The 17,249-nt window shown below is 50.4% G+C and carries 12 protein-coding genes; 3 read left to right on the top strand and 9 right to left on the bottom strand.

Translation table 11 applies throughout. The features are described 5' to 3' along the window. From cas5fv to ACW73I_RS11885, 8 genes are all read right to left on the bottom strand, one after another. The gene (gene cas5fv, locus ACW73I_RS11850; RefSeq protein WP_458029563.1) at positions 1–1,029 is read right to left on the bottom strand and encodes a type I-Fv CRISPR-associated protein Cas5fv; all 1,029 of its coding nucleotides are present in this window, start codon (positions 1,027–1,029) and stop codon (positions 1–3) included. A gap of 9 nt (positions 1,030–1,038) precedes the next feature. Next, complete coding sequence (cas7fv, locus tag ACW73I_RS11855) at positions 1,039–2,028, bottom strand: type I-Fv CRISPR-associated protein Cas7fv (RefSeq protein ID WP_458029565.1); 990 nt, start codon at positions 2,026–2,028, stop codon at positions 1,039–1,041. 2 nt (positions 2,029–2,030) lie between these two features. After that, positions 2,031–4,958: a CRISPR-associated endonuclease Cas3'' gene (locus tag ACW73I_RS11860; protein ID WP_458029567.1), complete on the bottom strand. Its 2,928-nt coding sequence runs from the start codon at positions 4,956–4,958 to the stop codon at positions 2,031–2,033. Between the two features lie 52 nt (positions 4,959–5,010). Further along, positions 5,011–5,985, bottom strand: a complete 975-nt coding sequence (gene cas1f, locus ACW73I_RS11865) for a type I-F CRISPR-associated endonuclease Cas1f (protein ID WP_458029568.1) — start codon at positions 5,983–5,985, stop codon at positions 5,011–5,013. A 250-nt stretch (positions 5,986–6,235) separates the two neighbouring features. Continuing rightward, the gene (glgC, locus tag ACW73I_RS11870; protein ID WP_458029569.1) at positions 6,236–7,501 is read right to left on the bottom strand and encodes a glucose-1-phosphate adenylyltransferase; all 1,266 of its coding nucleotides are present in this window, start codon (positions 7,499–7,501) and stop codon (positions 6,236–6,238) included. Between the two features lie 121 nt (positions 7,502–7,622). Next, on the bottom strand, positions 7,623–8,096 hold the full coding sequence (locus ACW73I_RS11875; protein WP_458029570.1) for a discoidin domain-containing protein: 474 nt from the start codon (positions 8,094–8,096) through the stop codon (positions 7,623–7,625). A 275-nt stretch (positions 8,097–8,371) separates the two neighbouring features. After that, positions 8,372–10,267, bottom strand: a complete 1,896-nt coding sequence (locus tag ACW73I_RS11880) for a transketolase C-terminal domain-containing protein (RefSeq protein WP_458029571.1) — start codon at positions 10,265–10,267, stop codon at positions 8,372–8,374. Positions 10,268–10,949: 682 nt separating this feature from the next. Beyond that, positions 10,950–12,167: an NAD(P)/FAD-dependent oxidoreductase gene (locus ACW73I_RS11885; RefSeq protein WP_458029572.1), complete on the bottom strand. Its 1,218-nt coding sequence runs from the start codon at positions 12,165–12,167 to the stop codon at positions 10,950–10,952. A 79-nt stretch (positions 12,168–12,246) separates the two neighbouring features. Here ACW73I_RS11885 and ACW73I_RS11890 point away from each other — a divergent pair, with 79 nt between their 5' ends. Genes ACW73I_RS11890 through ACW73I_RS11900 form a run of 3 tightly spaced genes read left to right on the top strand, consistent with a single transcriptional unit; the run spans position 12,247 to position 15,962 of the window. Continuing rightward, positions 12,247–13,566 (top strand): AMP-binding protein, encoded by a 1,320-nt coding sequence (locus ACW73I_RS11890; RefSeq protein WP_458029573.1) that lies wholly within the window; start codon positions 12,247–12,249, stop codon positions 13,564–13,566. Then, complete coding sequence (locus tag ACW73I_RS11895; protein ID WP_458029574.1) at positions 13,563–15,173, top strand: phytoene desaturase family protein; 1,611 nt, start codon at positions 13,563–13,565, stop codon at positions 15,171–15,173. Before ACW73I_RS11890 ends, ACW73I_RS11895 begins: the two co-directional genes overlap by 4 nt. A gap of 15 nt (positions 15,174–15,188) precedes the next feature. After that, complete coding sequence (locus tag ACW73I_RS11900) at positions 15,189–15,962, top strand: hypothetical protein (RefSeq protein ID WP_458029575.1); 774 nt, start codon at positions 15,189–15,191, stop codon at positions 15,960–15,962. A 183-nt stretch (positions 15,963–16,145) separates the two neighbouring features. Here ACW73I_RS11900 and ACW73I_RS11905 read toward each other — a convergent pair whose 3' ends face one another. After that, entirely contained in the window at positions 16,146–17,036 is an 891-nt protein-coding gene (locus tag ACW73I_RS11905; protein ID WP_458029576.1) for a peptidoglycan-binding domain-containing protein, read from the bottom strand. Positions 17,037–17,249: the final 213 nt, after the last annotated feature.

Below are 17,249 nucleotides of genomic sequence, written 5' to 3' on the forward strand. Positions count from 1 at the left end.
TCAGCGAATAACATCGACATAAGCCAAACCCTTTTTTCCCAAGTAGAAGCTGGAAACGCCGGCTGCTTCTATCATTTCCCTGAGCTGATGGGCTTTGTCTTCCGGAATATCGAGATGAATGTCCAGCGTACCGTTGGCCTTGGTTAACAAAGAAACTACCTCGCCTTCACCTTTACGTTTTTCCTTCAACTGATATGGATTTCCCCAAATTGGCTTTTTATTACCCGTGGTATATCTATCCATGAAATCTTTAGGCGTAAATCCACGCTTCGAGATTCCGGCAATTCCTCCACTTTTTGTCAAGGCATTAGAAACATCATGTTCTTTACCTAAACGAGAAATCTGCAAATACAAAGCCGAACAATACAATTCTATCGGCTTTATTTTCTCATCGACAACTTTATAGGCTACATCCGGAAAAGCGCTTTGCAATGTTTTGAAAGGAGCTTCTACTGATTCCAAATCAACTGCTTTTAACTTGTTCAGCTCATCCAATCTCTGCAATACAGTAATTGGGTCAAATTGATTTTTTGAATTGACTAGACAGTTTTCATCGCAAATAAATTGACAAAGACTTTCAATATCTAATGACAGAACGCCCCAAAATTCAGCCGAATAAATGGATGTAAAAACCGGGTCATTCGCTTTTATCATACCAGTGAACGAGTTTTGATCGGTATTACCTTCCATATTCCGGATATAAACCGTCTCTGTGTTAACAATATTGCCTGAATTTTGCTGATCATCAAACGATATATGCTCTTCTAAGCCTGAAAAGAAATAATTCGGACAATTTCTGGATTGATACAATTTTCTTTGATCGCCAATAAGTCTATTCAATATCCCCATAACAGTATTATGGGTGATTTCCCGTTTAATAAAATTTGGATAATTGCCGCTAGCATCGCGTTTGCCCAGGGTGGTCATCGAGCCTATAAAGGTCCTACCACCTTTGGGTAAAGGTTCGTTATTAGAACCGTCCAGAAATGAGTTTCGCCAAGACGCTTCGTATTTAATGGTAATACGCATGGCTCGTCCTTATTTGGTGTAAAAATAAACGGCGTAGGGTGACTTGGGTTCTTCGTTAATCCCGGCGGGGTTGCGTTTTATACGCATCATTTTATTGCTGTCATTGTAATCGACCAGTAGGCTATCAACATACATGTAGCCTTTGGCTTGGCGAATGCTCAGCTCTTCGATCATGCGCAAGGTTTCATCGACTAGAATGTCGATGGCTTCGTTATCCAATAGAATCCCGACTTCACCTTCTTTGAATATGGTGCCTCCACGCACGTAGTTTGGATGAAATATTGCTTTTGGATTACGATTAGGGGCAATTGATTTAATAAACTCTTGTACAGCCCACGCGACTTTTTCGCCTTCGTCATCTTTAATAACCATCGCGGCGCGGTCGAATTTTTTATCTAACGAAATAAATTGCAATTGTTCTACACTAATTGAGCCATAAGCCAAATATTTAGTTTCACCAAATGTTGTCTTCGAAAAAATTGAATTTTCACCCCTCTTATAATCCTTAGTTCCATCTGGATTAGTTATTTCTTCAGTAGAACTTGAAGATGATAGTTGTTCAAAATTGCCATTACCTAATTGATCTACAAAATCCTCAAGCAAGAGTGGACTAGTTCGCTTACATTGGCTAGCAGGAACAACGTATCCGCGAATTAAGCCTGTAATAGAGCTTAAAACCGCTAATAAGTTCTTATCTTTTGCGTAATGCAAATCAAAAGCCTGATCTCTGAACAAATGATGCCGAATACAGTTTTGACTGATATACATCGGCGTTTCTTTAAAGTTGATGTCTGTGGCTTGTTTTTTATATTTAAAACCAGTTTCCTCTTTAATTTTTCCGCTCAAATTACTATATCCACGCAGTTTCGGCAAAGTGTGATTATCCTGCTCTTTCCCATCGTTTCCCACTAAAGTGGTCGGGCCATTCCAATTGACCACTCCATAGCCATAAGCAACCACTTTAAAATCCACGCTTTTAATACCGGTAATTTTTTCCATATTTAATCCTCGTTTGTTGTTAATTGCTTGATTGAAAGAGCGCCGATAGACTGTTTATCGCACACGGCATAATAAATGGCATAACTATGCCGCGCTGTTTCACCGCCAACCCGATCCAGACCTTCCGGTGTATAGCTCAGGTAAACGGGAAATTCCGGGTCTCTTGCTTCGTTGAGCAAGATAAAATCTTTAAAGGCTTTTTGGCCGCCAATAACGTTGTGGTGTTTGCTTTTCATATAAGCCAACAAATTTCTTTCGCTGTCGCCGTAGCCCTGGATTTCATCCAACGATGCGGTCAAATTGTCGAATTCTTCGCGGTCGCTGATTGGCGGCTGGTAGGCATATTCGTTTTGAAATTCGATATTCGGCCACTGAGTAACATCGCAAATCGCCATTTGTACAAACCGGTTTTCGCCACGTAGCGACTGCTTGCTGATTCTTGTTCGCCCTTTTTCCGTAGTTTTCTTCGGCGGAATGGTAATCGGATCGACGACTTTGCTTTGAATCAGTTGTACCCCTTGCTTGAAGCAAGCCAATAGATCGGCTTCCATTGCTTGTTTGGCCGCCTGCGTTTCGTGAAAATTTCGGTACAGCTTATAGAGCTTGGGCAATTGCATAGTTTGGTTGTCAATATCTGCGGCTCGCAAGAATTGATACCAAGCCTTGGTTGCTGACAAGCCATATTGCAAACTCAAAAATTTAGTCGCGGCACTTTTCCCTTTGCCTTGATGGATGGCTTCGGGCACGGCCACGCTGTAGATATTGGCAGACGAATTAGCGCCGAATCGGTCGAGTCTGCCTAAACGCTGCAGGAAGTTTTCGGCGCTGGTCAGCTCAGACACCATGTAGTCGCAGGTAATATTTAACGATGCCTGGACAATAGGACCGGCGCGCAAGACCTCGAATTTGCCGGTGCCGTCTTTCTTGAACGATTCGTAAACTTCGTCGAACAGTCTGTGCTTGTCGCTTTTCTTGAACTTGGAATGCAGCAATACCGCGTTTTCGGCGTTTTGGTTACGAATGAAACTTTTTTGCGCGACTTGGGCGGTATTGCTGATCACAATGGCATTGCCGCTTTGGCGCTGATATAGAGGATTACTCTCGTCTTGCCGCTTTTCATCAAACACCTTGAATTCAATGCGGTACTCGCCGGGATTGAAACTGGGCATTTCGATGATGTCTTCCGGCTGAATCTCCAGGACGGTGTTCAGGAAAAAGTAATGCGGTGTGGCAGAAACCAGCAAGGTATTGGCGAGATTGCCCTGCGATTTTTTGCATTCGACCAGTTCGGCAAACAACAGGTTGAACGCCGGCATGGCGACATATTCGTGGAATTCGTCGAACACGACATGAGCGTTCAACACGTTGATTAATGTATTGACTTTGGTATGGCTGATGATGGCACCGAATACTTGATCGATGGTGGTGATGACGATGTCGCCGGAAAAATAATCGTCCTCCGCCGTCATTTTTCCCCATTCCTTGGTGAATTTGAATTCGCCGGTGTTGATTTCGATCTTGGAGTCCGGCAGATATTGCTCGGAAATCAGTTCCAAAAATAAACCCTGGCACACTTGTACGCGCGGACAAATCCAAATGATTTGCTGGGCATTTTTTAACTGCCCCCATTCCAACGCAATTTTGGTTTTGCCGCATCCCGCTGGGCCGGCCAAAACAGCAATATCATTCAATTTGCTAAGCCGAACAGCGATTTCATGCTGTTTGTCGGTTCTGTCGCCGGCAGGAAATTGTTGTAGGCAGGTTTGGATTTGCGAACCCAAGTTGCTTTCTAGAAGCAAGGTTTCGTCAATCAAACGGTGCAAGTTTTGCTGCCTGATATGGTCGTGTAGTTCGTCGGCGGCCAACGCGGAAATCAAACGGTCGGCGGAAATGACGCAAGCCCGCGTCAAATTATGCAAGGCGTTGACGGTAATGTGCCGGCGGTAATCGTCGATGCGAGTTTCCAGCTCATAGGTTTTGTAGCTGGGCAACGGCATTGTCTTGATAGTTTCCAAAGCATCCAAATCCACCGTCTCGCTATAGATTTTGGTAATCAGCGAAGTCTCGGTATTACGATATTTGCAATCGATTTCACCGATTTGTCGTAACAGCCCTTGTGCTTTCTCAACGATTTCAGGAAACGATAGAGACGTTAGGTTAGCGTTAAGCTTTTTGTAAATCCCGCCAAACGTCGAAAACTCGGGATCTTTTTCCTTACGATAAGGCCGGGCATGGTGCCAATACACGCTATGTTTAATCGCGATTTTGTGGCCGGTGTTGATGCCTTTGAACGAAATCGGATCAAGCAATTGGTAGAGCAAAACGGAAATTTCGTTATGCCGAGGATGCTTGTCGAAACTGAATTTAGTGTCGTCTATGTGCTGGCCATCTTCCGCCTGGAAATCCTTTTTCTTCGGGTTTCTCGCCCAATCCTGGAAGGCCGGGTCGATTTTACCGAGATCGTGTAAACAGCCGGCGACGAAAGAAGCCTCCAATTCATTTTGTTTGTCCGGCGTTAAGCGCGCTAGCAACTGTTCCGCGACGTATCCGACTGCGAACAAATGTTCTGCGAGTGTCTGCAAATGGGTGTTTGCATAAAGAAAATTTGGGTTGGGCGCTTGTTTGGGTAAATCCATTATCAGTTCCTTGGTAGTGGTATTGACTGGCACGATGCCTTGAGAATTGAACTGGTCACGATTCCCCACAATCCAAACCAACTCGCTACGGCTTCTGGACCTGATCCAATGGCAGGCGACAGCGGTATTCTTGGTGGCGGTTTTGCGCAGCAGGGTTTTGACGGCGATCAGGCCTTCTTCGGTGATCACGGTTTGCCAAGTGTTGTCGCCGATGCGGTTGGCGAAGGCGTCGAGCACGCGGCGGGTGCGCTGAAGGGCTTTTTTTCGGCATTGGCTGACGAAGGTGACCATCATGGTTGGGCGTCCGTTTGTATTTGGGGGTTATACAAGCCTGGTAGGGGCGACTTTAATCGCCTTGAGCGAATGAATTCGCCCCAACGATGAGAGGATTGAGAGCTTGCTGTTTAACCTGCTCGAACATGAAATCCAAGGCTTTGTGTTCGGTAAATTTTTGCAGGATTTGCTGGCGGAATTCCTGTTCGCTCATTTTTTCCTTGGCGCAAACGAAGGCCCAGGGCAGGACGATGGCGTCCTTGACCAAATCGGCCACGTCAAACACCAAGGCCCCGCGCCGGGTTTTACCGTGCATCACCGCGAAGCCGTGCGGAATGCCCAGCACCCACAACGTGGTGGCGGCCAAGCCGTAGGCCAAATAATTGCCGTGGTTCAAAAAACCGTTGGCCAAGTCCGCAGCCTGATGGTCTCGGGTGAAATCGCTTTGTTGGGTAACCTTGGCGGCGTATCGGTAGAGTTGTTTGGTCAACAGGGCTTCGCGCTGCAATAAGTCGCTGGTTTTTTCGGCGCTATCCAGCGTGGAAAGGTACACTTCCAAGGCCGTCTCGATCGAGTTGTCGTCGCTAAAGATATTCTCGGCTTTGAGTTCTTTGTCCTTGTCCCAGACTCGGCGGATATAGCCGATGCGGGAACGTTGAAACGCCTTGGCGACGGCCAAGCGCTGGCTGTCGTCGAACCAGAATTTCAGCCAGCCTTGCACGTATTCGGTCGGGCGGTATTCGCTCTGCGGCGTCAGCCATTCGATTTCGGTCGCCGCAAGCAAGGGCGTTGCTCCGCCGCCGCAAAAGCCGACCAATACGCCGGCACTAGCCAACATGCGCATCGCCGCTTGCGTAATCGAGGTGCCGGTACCCAGCAGAATGACGGTGGTGTTGGCGATGGGTATGTTCCAATAAAGGTTTTCGTCCTTGGCTTCGGTCAGATAAAGCACCCGCCCGTCCTTTTGCATGACCCGGCATTTTTCCAGATAGTAAATGTTGGCGCGTTTGGAATGGAGTATGGCTTTTAAGTCCGTCAACTGCTCCATAGTGGCTTGGTTCCGTCAGTAAATTTCCGATTGGCGAAGCGCTGAGGCGATGTTCCGATTGCCTTTGAATCAGCCCCTATCAGCATAGACGAAATAGCCGATCGATACAAAGTGGGCCGATGATTGTCATGTTTGTCCGCATCGTCAGGCTCGACGGCTACGCCCAAGCGGCGGCCGTTATTTATGCCGAAGAGCCTAACGTCTGGAATTCAATCCATCAAATAAAGTTGGCGGCCGGCCGCCCGCCACGCTATCTGACGAAATGCAGTTTTTGCCCCAACATTTCCGGCGTCACCAACACGATTCCGCCTTCACTGACATGAAATCGTTTTTTGTCCTCTTCGAGATTCTCGCCGATGATGGTGCCGTCCGGCACGATACAACCTTTCTCAATGATTGCCTTGGTGATTCGGCAATTTTCGCCTATGGTGACTTGCGGCAATAACATACTGTCTTGGACTTCCGAATAGGAATTGACGACGACGTTGGAAAACACCATGGAATGCCGAATCACGGCACCCGAAATAATGCAGCCCCCCGAAATCATGGAGTCGACGGACTTTCCGCGGCGCCCGTCGTTGTCGAATACAAATTTCGCCGGCGGGGTTTGTTCCTGGTAGGTCCAAATCGGCCAACCGGAATCGTATAAGTTTAACTCCGGCTTCACTCCGATCAATTCCAGATTGGCCGCCCAATAGGCATCGATGGTGCCGACGTCACGCCAATAGCTCTGTTGGCCGCTCTGCAGATCCAAAAACGGGTAGGCGTTGACGATGTAATCGTCAATCACGGCCGGAATGATGTCTTTACCGAAATCATGGCTAGTCCGCTCGGATTCGTGATCTTTAATCAATTGATCCCAAAGAAACTCGGCGTTGAATATATAGATACCCATCGAGGCGAGCGCAGTGTCGGTCCGTCCGGGCATCACCGGCGGGTTTTTGGGCTTTTCGACGAAGGCTCTGACTCTGCGGTTCGCGTCGACATCCATGACGCCGAAGGCGCTGGCTTCTTCTAGAGAAACTTCGAGACAGCCTATGGTTAATTGGGCATTCTTTTCAAGGTGATCGATCAGCATCGTGCCGTAATCCATCTTGTAAATATGGTCGCCCGCCAAAACCAGAATGTGCTCGGGTCTGCGCGCCCTGAGAATATCGATATTCTGTAACACGGCGTCGGCCGTGCCTTTGTACCAGGAGGTTTCATCGAGACGTTGCTGGGCGGGCATTATGTCGACGTATTCGCCGAATTCACCGCGCATGAATCCCCAGCCTTTTTGTATATGCCGAATCAGCGAATCCGATTTATATTGCGTCAGAACGCCGATCTTTCGAATGCCTGAATTAACGCAATTGGATAATGGAAAATCGATGATGCGGAATTTTCCGCCGAATGGCACGGCGGGCTTGGCCCGCCAGTCGGTCATGTTCTTAAGCCTGGAACCGCGGCCTCCGGCTAATATTAGAGCGACGGTATTTCGAGTGAGGTGATGAATATTATAATCGGTCGATGACATGTCGGTAACACTCGGCTTTAGTTCAAAATGATCAATGCACTTGGGGAATCAAGCGTATCTCTTCAAATTGGTTCCGCTACCGGAACCTAATAATCCCCACGCCCGCAAATGCGGTTAAGGATCACGCAACCCGAAGTCTCTCCAAAGACGCAATGGCTTGCCGGTGCTGAATGTCCGGAGTAATAATCAGCTCGACCTGGGTGACGTTGTCCTTATCCACACGATGCGATTCGGACTCCGACGTTGAACCTTCCGGGCTGAAGTTCCATTGTTGACGTACCATCTCCTGAAAAATATGGCCGTTGTCTTGAGACACGCGCAACACGTATTCCTGGGTTCTTTGGCACTCGGTTTCTCGAAACTCCAAAGAAATACAATGAATTTGTTGCGGTTGCGTAAATAACAAGCGTATGGTCTGTTTACCTGGCCCAGCGGCACGCCAGCCTTTTACGCGGTCTGATAACAATGCGGACTCGATTGGATAATCCGGGTTTTCAGACGTCACTTCGACATCCGCAATGGCCTCCAAATCGAGCCATTCGCCAGACGGCCGAAGTGTTTCCGCTGTATCGTTATTCAGAACGCGCTTTCGCATCACGTGCCTTTATTAATTTACGGCTTATTCAGCAGGATCGAACCATAGCGAGGGAATTTTAATTTGACATATTCGTCAACCTCGCGGCGGTGAACTGTGTAGACAACGTATATAAAATAGATAACCGTTGAAATATAAATGATTTCAGACATGACTTATGACTCCATAAAAATTAATTATTATATTTTTTATTATTCCCTTGCCGTAAATCCCTTTACTAAATATGAATTAAACGCTAGAAAAGAGCACGTCCTGTGCTCAGTTATTTAGGAGGATCAAGCGTTTAAAAAGCTGGACATAATGCCCGATGGATCAATGCCTTGGTGCGGGAATTGCTCCCATAAACCGCCGCAACCTTCTTTGTGAGTACCAATATGGGAATATTTCGGTGCGTAGCCGCGTTCCAATAGCCAAGTACCCATGCGGCTACCCAAGCCGGTTTTACGGTTGAATGCTTCGACAACAAGTACTTTCGGGGATTTGCCGATTTTAGCCAACATGTCTTCGTCCACAACATTTAGCGTCGGCTTGTTAATCAATCCGACGTCAACACCCTGTTTTTTCAAGCGTTCGACGGCATCCAACGCTCTATACAAAGCTTCGCCGAAACTGACGACGTAACCCGCCGTTCCTTCGCGAATGACTTCGTCTTTGCCGGCGACAAATTTGTAGTCGCCTCCGAAAAACTCCCGGCCGTTGGCGTCGAGAATGATAGGCACCTTGGACCGGGTGGAAAACACGAAGCGCAAGCCCGGATCGAAGAATATCGCTTCCACGCAGGCCTTCATTTGCAGCGGATCGGCCGGAAAATATAATTTGGTATCGTACCCGTCGCTCAGACCGTTGTCGGCGAACATGTTGTTCAAGCCGAAATGGCAGGTATTGTCGGCCATATCGTCTATGCCGGAATGCGAGAAATGACTCAGCACGTTGGAATTGTTAAGGCGCGCCATGGTGATTTCCGAAATACACATTTCCAAAAATGCGCTGAACGTGCCGAAAATCCCCTGCTTGCCGGCCTCCATGCCGAAACCGGCCGCCGCAGAGAAGTTACCGCGCTCCATGATGCCCGAAGAGATAAACACTTCCGGGAAGGCTTTATGAATTTTGATCAGACCACAGGATCCTTCCAGGTCACTATCGATAACCCTTACTTTCTCAATGCGCTCCGCTTCGCTCATGCGGCCGAGGATATCTACGCAGGCGTCGCCGAAGACGCTGCGATTGGCATCCCACTTGTCGCTGGAACCCAAAAATTCCGCATCGTTTTTCGGCGCCTTGACCTCCCGCAAATGATCGGCTGCGGCTTGCCGGCCATGCGACTCCAAATATTCGAGCGCTACTTTGACCGACACCACATCGTGGCCGTGGGTCGACCCCTCCAAACCGACAATGCCGGGGCACATCGGACGATGATTGATCACCGCTACCGGGCCCGGAGTATTGATCGCGGCGCAAATACGTTTATACAGATCGTCCAAATCCTCGCCGTCGCCTTCCAGCACGGTAACGCCATGGCCGGTTAGCGTTTTTGCGGTACTGCAACCTTTTAAATAGTTGGAGGGATGCCCCGCAATGGTTACATCGTTGTCGTCGATAATCAGCTTGACGTTTAATCCTTGCGCCACCGCTAGCCGTGCGGCCTCGGCATCGTTGCCTTCCTGTTGCGAACCGTCGGATCCTAGGCAAAAAACCACTTTGTCCGGATTAGCGACGGCTACGCCATTAACATAAGGCCACATGTGCCCCAATCGGCCGGAACTGAATTTGACGCCGGGCGTCAAGCCCAGTTCGGGATGACCGGGTAAGTGCGAGTGGGCGGCGCGATACTCCATCAGGCGTTCGGCCGGCAAATCGCCATTCAATACAGACATTAAATATTGCGTAGCGACGCGATGACCGGCTTCATCGAAGAAAACGGGCACAAATCCTTTTGCAGAGCCGCGGAACAATGCATCCATAATCATCACTTCCGGCACGGTATCGTAAGGCCCGCCGGTATGTCCGCCGACTCCGCGCGCGGCACCGGTCGCGGTAAAAAACACGATCGCATCCCGGCAAAGCTGGATATTGGCTTTCAGGCTGCTGCGCTGCTCTTCTGTTAAGGTTGGGTTGTTAGGCGTTAACGTGATGCGCTGGTAAGCGCCGAGGTCGATTGGAAATGTTGACATAGCAAATCTCTTGGTAAGGATATTATTGTTATAGTTATGCCGGATTAACGAGCATAATCACCTTTTACCGTTATTACGGCAAATATATTCCCTTTAAATAAGGTCGTTGCTTATTTATAAAAAATTGTTGCTTTTATACAAAAAAATACACTCTATTTTGCTTCCGCAACAAAATTATTTATGCCGTTGAAAATACTTTACACCCATAGAATCAGGTGTTGCAAGCGTTTTAATACCACAAATTATTTAGAGTTATTAACCTTAACGCCGAACAATAAATATTCATCGATCTGATTACATCTTAATACCGTTTAATTATTTTTCAGACTAAAAAGGGTGGTTATTTATTCGGCCCAGAACAAACAATCTAACGATTAAATTATTTATAAGGCCGAACGAAAAACGGATATTCACTAAAGCAATAAGTCGGCTTACATTAACTGCTCATCCATGAGCACCGGATTTCGGCAAATCCGCCCGGAGCAGATTTGGATTTACCCTAAGGGTGAAAATGGCCGGACAGCCTTGCGTTAATCCTTGCCGGAATGACAAGCACGATTTGCCGCAGGACTTTCCGCCAGGCGCTTACATGGCGATTGAACATTCTATTAAACGGTCCGACAGAAACAACCGGAAAAACGGAGATAAACAGCCCCTCAAAAAAGACCGCCTCAAACGATTATCACAATGACGGACAAATATCGGAAATCGCCTTGAGTTTATTGGCGCAGCGCTGGGTCATTGGATTGGTTTGGTCCCATGCAAACCCGGCCAAAATAGCGCAAATCATCGCTTTGATATGACTTAACTGACGGGAATCGAAAATGATGCGTTGGAAACTTCCGTCGTACCATGCATTGACATAAGCCCTGAATACTTCGATACCGCTACGCAATGGCTGTTCGTATTCGGACTGCCAGTCCACCGGTTCGCCGCGCAGCTGCCTGTCGGTTAACGGCACCGCCAGCGAAGCGGATTTCAGAGCGATCGTTACGCCCGATGAAAACACCGGATCGAGAAATTCGCCCGCGTTTCCCAGTAACGCAAAATCGCGACCGTATAGAGACTTGACATTGGCCGAATAACCGCCGATATGATTGGCCGGCGTATCGAAGCGGGCATCCTTCAAGAGCTCCGCCAGCCGAGGCTCCTCGAGCGCCAAATTCCGCAACACATCCAAAGGCGCACCCGCCCTATCGTCCAAAAAACCCAAAGGCACGACTACGCCGAGCGAGCTTCTACCGTTGCTGAAAGGAATCAGCCAATACCAAACCTGATGATGTTTGGGATGAACCGCTATTAGGATTTTATTGCGGTCGTAATCCGCCGTCGCGATCCGGTCTTCCAAGTGTGTGAATAACGCTAGCCTGGGAGGCAATAAAGACGGCGTCTCCATATTCAACAAACGCGGCAACACCCGGCCGAACCCGCTGGCATCCAGTACGATTTTCGCATTCCATTCGCGTTTGATGCCCTCGGCGTCGACACTCGTCAATCGAGCTTTACCGGAAACACCAAAGTCGGCCGCAATGATGCTGTGCCGGTAATGGATAGGCACGCCGGCTGCATCGGCCAATATTTGATCGAAATGAGCCCGGGGGACTTGATAAGTCGTACTCCAGCCCGTCGAAAATTTCTGCGAAAAATCGAACTCGGTCAGTTTGCCGGCCCGCGAGAATGCCGCCCCGTCTTTCAATTGAAATCCGGCCTGTGCGACCGCGTCCAACAAATCGGCGTCTTGTAAAAACTCCATGCAATGCGGCAGCAAGCTTTCGCCGATGGAAAAACGCGGAAACCGTTCCTTTTCCAATATCGCGACCCGATGCCCCAAATTTTTCAACATTCGCGCCGCCACGCTACCGGCCGGGCCGGCTCCGATAATCAATACATCCGCATCCATTTCGTTTTTGGCCCTCTCGACCGGTTAAAATAATCAAGAAAATAGCGATTGAAGTCATCCCTAACAATCATAGCGCCACATGTCCGAAATTCCGAACACCAATCATCCGCTCGGCTTGATCGCCGGCGACCAGCCTTTCGCCATCCATGACGGCAACATCATCAGCCGCGGCCGCTTGTGGTCCGATGTGCGAAAGCTGGCGGCACAATTACCCGACCGGCCCTATCAGTTCAACCTTTGCGAAAACCGCTATTTATTCTGCATTTGCTTGTTGGCGGCCGCAGCGCGCAAACAGATATGTCTTTTGCCGCCATCGAGCCAAATTGCGGTGATCGAGGAAATCCTGCGCGACTACCCCGATGCCTATCTGGCCGCCGAAAAACCGCAGCCCGATCAAGTCGAATGCTTTGAGCCGAAAGCGCCGGAGATGCGCAATTCCGCTTCGCCGCCCAACTTCGACTGGGAAGCTTCCGCAATCACCGCATTCACCTCGGGTAGCACCGGTCGCCCCAAACCCTGTACTCATAGCCTAAAAACGTTTGCAATTTCGGCGGACATGGCAGTCCGGGCACTCGGCTTGTCGAAAACACGCCGTGCGATGATTTCAACCACTCCACCCCAACACATGTACGGACTGGAAACCTCGGTATTTTGGCCATTGTTTTCAGACTTGGTGCTTTACGACGTTCGCCCTTTCTTTCCGGAACAAATCCGGCAAACGATCGCAAATTCACCCTTTCCGGCCATGTTGACGACCACGCCGACTCATCTCCGCGCGCTAATCAAAGCCGGCGGCAATTGGGAAAATTTGGCCGGCGTCATTTCAGCAACGGATACCTTGACCGAACGGCAAGCCCGGGAAACGGCGGCCATTCTAGGCCAATCTCCGCATGAAATCTACGGCAGCACGGAAACCCTGTCTTTCGCTCGTCGAGAGCAATTGCGCGATCGCCTATGGCAGCCCTATTCCGATGTTCGAATAAGTCAAAGCCCGGCGGGGCAAACTCAAATCGAATCAGCGCATCTGCCGTCGGAAGCAACCTTACAGGATAGCATCCGGATCCGGGAAGACGGTCGCTTCGAGATATTGGGCCGCGATTCCGACATGGTCAAAATCGGCGGCAAGCGCAGCTCCTTGTCCGAACTTAACCGGCGCCTACTGGACGTGGAAGGCGTTGAAGACGGTTTTTGCTTTCTGCAACATGGGGGACGCGTGGCCGCGGTGGTCGTAAGTGCGCTCGACAAACAAAGCATACGGGAAAAATTGAGGCCGTTTGTCGACGAAGTGTTTTTGCCTAGAAAAATCCATATCGTCGATGCCATTCCTCGCAATGCAACAGGCAAGCTAAGCGCGGCCGGATTAGAATCGTTGATTAGCGGCCTGAGCGAACGGGTTTGAAGGCCGGCTGGCCATCTGCTAATCTGTTTCGATTTTACGATTACTCCGACTCCATGCGCGGCATACATAGGGAATCAAAACAAGAACGGTACGATGTTATCGTCATCGGTGCCGGCATCGGGGGCTTGAGTACGGCGGCTCTTTTGACCAAGGCCGGCAAATCGGTCTTATTGATAGAAAGGCACGACCGGCCGGGCGGTTACGCTCACGGTTTTCGGCGTAAAAAATACCAATTCGATTCGGGCGTACATTTGGTCAGCGGCTGCGGCGCGCAAGGTTACCAAAACGGCAGTACGATACACAGAATCTGCCGGGTCGCCGGCATGGACCCCGAGGCGCTATTCAGCCCTGTACCCTCCTATGCCCGATCCGTATTTCCGGATTTCGAAGTCCGCCTGCGAAGCGGTGAAGCCGCATTCGTGGATGGTTTGACCGAACAATTTCCTCGGGAAAAAGACCGGCTGTTGAAACTCATCCGGCTGAGCAAAACCCTGGCCGAGGAAGCCATGCTGGCGGATGAAATGGTGGAATACAGCCGGCTAACGCGAATTCCGCCATCGCAGCTGTACGCCAACTTATTCCGTTATCGCCGCGCCACATTGGCGGACGCTCTGGACGAATTCTTAAGCGACGAACGCCTGAAAAGCGCCTGCGCTTCGCTATGGCCTTATATGGGGCTACCGCCGAAAGAATTGTCCTTTCTGTACTGGTCCAGCATGATGGCGGGCTACACCTACGAGGGCGGCTATTATTGCCGCGGCAGCTTCCAGAGTTACGCCGACGGTCTGGCGTCCGCTATCGAATCGTCGGGAGGCGAGGTTTTATTGAATGCCAGCGTGCGCCGCATCCGGGTTCGGGACGGCAAAGCCTGCGGCGCGATACTGGAAAACGGCCAAGTCATCCGTTCCGATGCCGTTGTATCCAACGCCGATGCCCGCCAAACCGCCGAGCTTTTGATCGGGCGAGAGCATTTACCGAGCGCCTATTACGACGGCTTGCAGCGATTAAAACCGTCCGCATCGATTTTTGCCAGTTACATCGCCACGGATATGCCTATCGATCATGAATCGCATAGCCATGAATCCTTTTTTTACGAAACCCTGGATCATCAAGCCGCTTTCGCCCTAACCCAGGACGGCCGCCCGAATTGGTTTTCCGCGACCTTGCCCTGCATGAGCGATCCGTCATTGGCTCCCGAAGGTCACAACGTCATGCTGCTGACCACCCTTTGCCCGTTCGATCTAGGCGCGAGCTGGCGTCAACATAAAAAAGACTTCGAACGGCGTTTGCTGGACCAAGCCGAACGCCACTTTCCCGGCTTGAACGAACATTTGATATTGGTCGAATCCGGTTCGCCGCGGACGTTGGAAAGATACACGCTTAACCATCAAGGCGCGGCCTATGGCTTTGCGCCCACGCCCGAACAGATCGGCCCTGGCAGGCCGGACGTGCGCAGCCCCTTACCCGGCTTGTATCACACCGGCCACTGGACCCGGCCCGGCGGCGGCGTGGCCGGCGTCAGCATTTCCGCTCAGCTTGCAAGCCAAGCCATCTTGAATATACCCTTGCAAGCAGAGTTTTGGTCTTTTTTAGGTGTCACGGATTGATTTGTCCGGGAAATAATGATGAAACACAGCTTTAATTATCTAGTTCTACTATTGACGGCAATCGGGCCGGCGTCTCCGGCAGGCGCCTCAACCTTCGACGATTTCAACGACGGCATAGACGACGGCTGGAAACTTTACAATCCGATTCCGGGCAAGGTTTCGTTTCCGGTCGAATCGGGAAGCGTGGCGTATAAACTGGAAAGCCCCTGGGGTAGCGTTTTCAACCCCGGCCGGATCGGCAGCATCAACATGAAGGAACCGCCGCACGCGAAATTTCACGTGGAAGTGGATTTGTTGAATTGGACCTATAACTGGGGTGAAGATATCGGGCTGCTGGCGCGCATGCAGGAGCCCATCCCTTCCTTTTTTCTACCCAAGGGTTATGCGCTACTCCTCAGGAACGACAAAAACGGCCAGCCGCAATCACGCAAATTAATGATTGTGAAATGTTTGGGCGGAATCTTTCCGCCCGTATTCCTAACCGGCGAGCAAGGCCGACTAATGAAGCCGGCACCCGATCCTTCCGGCGACTACCGATTAAAGTTCTGGTCCGCCGACGGGTTTTTGTGGGGACAAATCATCGATAAAAGCACCGGCGCCCCGATTATGATGTGGGACGGCGAAAGTTACAAAGACCGTATCTATGCACCGGAAGACGGCGATTATACGACCGGCAGAACCGGCCTGATCGCTTATGTCCACATCGTCGGCTACCGGGCCGAAGGCGTTTCGCCAACCTTCGACAACTTCTATTCCGGCACCGAGGCGCCTACATCAAACCGCGACTAGTGTGCATCCGGTGCCGGCCGGGACAGCGAGCAAGCTGCCGAACCGGCGCTCGATTCGGGAGGTCGGCCGCGCGCCCGGGATCCTAATCCGACGATCAACGGCTTTCGGCATCGATGCGATGCCGTCACGATGTGGCATGACGGGCGCCGAATAGGAAAACGAGGAATTCGAACGGTCCGTTGATTATGCCCAATTGACTCCGAACACGTGATTCCGAAACTGCCACGGAGGGGTCGGACGTAGTTGATCCTCGCTGTAAACCTTCAGCAATTCGCCACCGAAAGTAGAAATGCCTCTTTCAAGATTCTTTTCGTACTGAAAATGCCACCATTCGGCACCCAGCCAGCTTCCGTCCGTAAAAAACGATTTGCGCGCGCGTATACGGGCAAAACCTTCCGCCTGAAACAAGGCCGTCAAGTCTAGAAACTTTCCGGATGCTTTACCTTCTCGGTTGCGTGAGCCATAGGTAACGGCGTCGATTTCCATAGCCTGCCCTCCGTCCGCACGCACGTAGACGCGCCAGAAACGGTCGCCGTCGGCCGCTATCACATACGGGTCCCGTGCACGATTCTCCATACCACTACCCACGAACAAATCCAATGCCAGACCGGTGTAATGAAACGAGGTTGCGCTGCGCGCGGCGCCTACGGAGGCGTTCAAAGATCGTCTCGCCCCCGAGCTGGTCAATTTTCCTCCGGCTTCCAGCACCCGGTCGCGCACGTTCATATAGGCCGCTGCCGCATCCTCGCGCAGGAAGAAACGGTCATAGCCGTCTCGGTAAGAGTCCGCCGGAACCCGCAGCCAGTCCATCAATTCGGAATGGACGGTCTCCTCGCGCCTCGGGTTAATCTGTTCTTCCGTATGCACTTCCAACGCTCGTTGCAGCGCATTCCAAGTGTTCGAACCCACAACACCGTCGCTATAAAGACCATGCTCTTCTTGAAACCGGATAACCGAATCCTCCGTTTTTTCGCCATACCAGCCATCGATGGGGCCCGGATTATAGCCAAGGCGAGCCAAAATCTCTTGAACGGTTTTGACGTCTTCGCCTTTGCTGTTTTCTCTTAAAATCATAAATATCTCCCACACCGCGTGTTCGAACGCAATTTTGGCCGCTGAGGCAAGCCGCGCAGCCAGTCTTATGAATCAAGTTCCGTTAGATATGCAAGGAGTCATAATTTTAGACGTATCGTAACTACTCGCACCCCCCCTAGCGGTAGCATCGCCCGCCAAGGCCATTTGAATAGCGATGAGTGGATTATATCCCCGGTTGGCCATGGTTTGCAG

It is taken from the genome of Methylomonas sp. MgM2, from assembly GCF_054172045.1.

Bases quoted from the DNA above. Each gene is read 5' to 3' on its own strand.
- cas5fv (WP_458029563.1), bottom strand. From the start codon at position 1,029: ATGCGTATTACCATTAAATACGAAGCGTCTTGGCGAAACTCATTTCTG.
- cas7fv (WP_458029565.1), bottom strand. From the start codon at position 2,028: ATGGAAAAAATTACCGGTATTAAAAGCGTGGATTTTAAAGTGGTTGCT.
- ACW73I_RS11860 (WP_458029567.1), bottom strand. From the start codon at position 4,958: ATGATGGTCACCTTCGTCAGCCAATGCCGAAAAAAAGCCCTTCAGCGC.
- cas1f (WP_458029568.1), bottom strand. From the start codon at position 5,985: ATGGAGCAGTTGACGGACTTAAAAGCCATACTCCATTCCAAACGCGCC.
- glgC (WP_458029569.1), bottom strand. From the start codon at position 7,501: ATGTCATCGACCGATTATAATATTCATCACCTCACTCGAAATACCGTC.
- ACW73I_RS11875 (WP_458029570.1), bottom strand. From the start codon at position 8,096: ATGCGAAAGCGCGTTCTGAATAACGATACAGCGGAAACACTTCGGCCG.
- ACW73I_RS11880 (WP_458029571.1), bottom strand. From the start codon at position 10,267: ATGTCAACATTTCCAATCGACCTCGGCGCTTACCAGCGCATCACGTTA.
- ACW73I_RS11885 (WP_458029572.1), bottom strand. From the start codon at position 12,167: ATGGATGCGGATGTATTGATTATCGGAGCCGGCCCGGCCGGTAGCGTG.
- ACW73I_RS11890 (WP_458029573.1), top strand. From the start codon at position 12,247: ATGTCCGAAATTCCGAACACCAATCATCCGCTCGGCTTGATCGCCGGC.
- ACW73I_RS11900 (WP_458029575.1), top strand. From the start codon at position 15,189: ATGATGAAACACAGCTTTAATTATCTAGTTCTACTATTGACGGCAATC.
- ACW73I_RS11905 (WP_458029576.1), bottom strand. From the start codon at position 17,036: ATGATTTTAAGAGAAAACAGCAAAGGCGAAGACGTCAAAACCGTTCAA.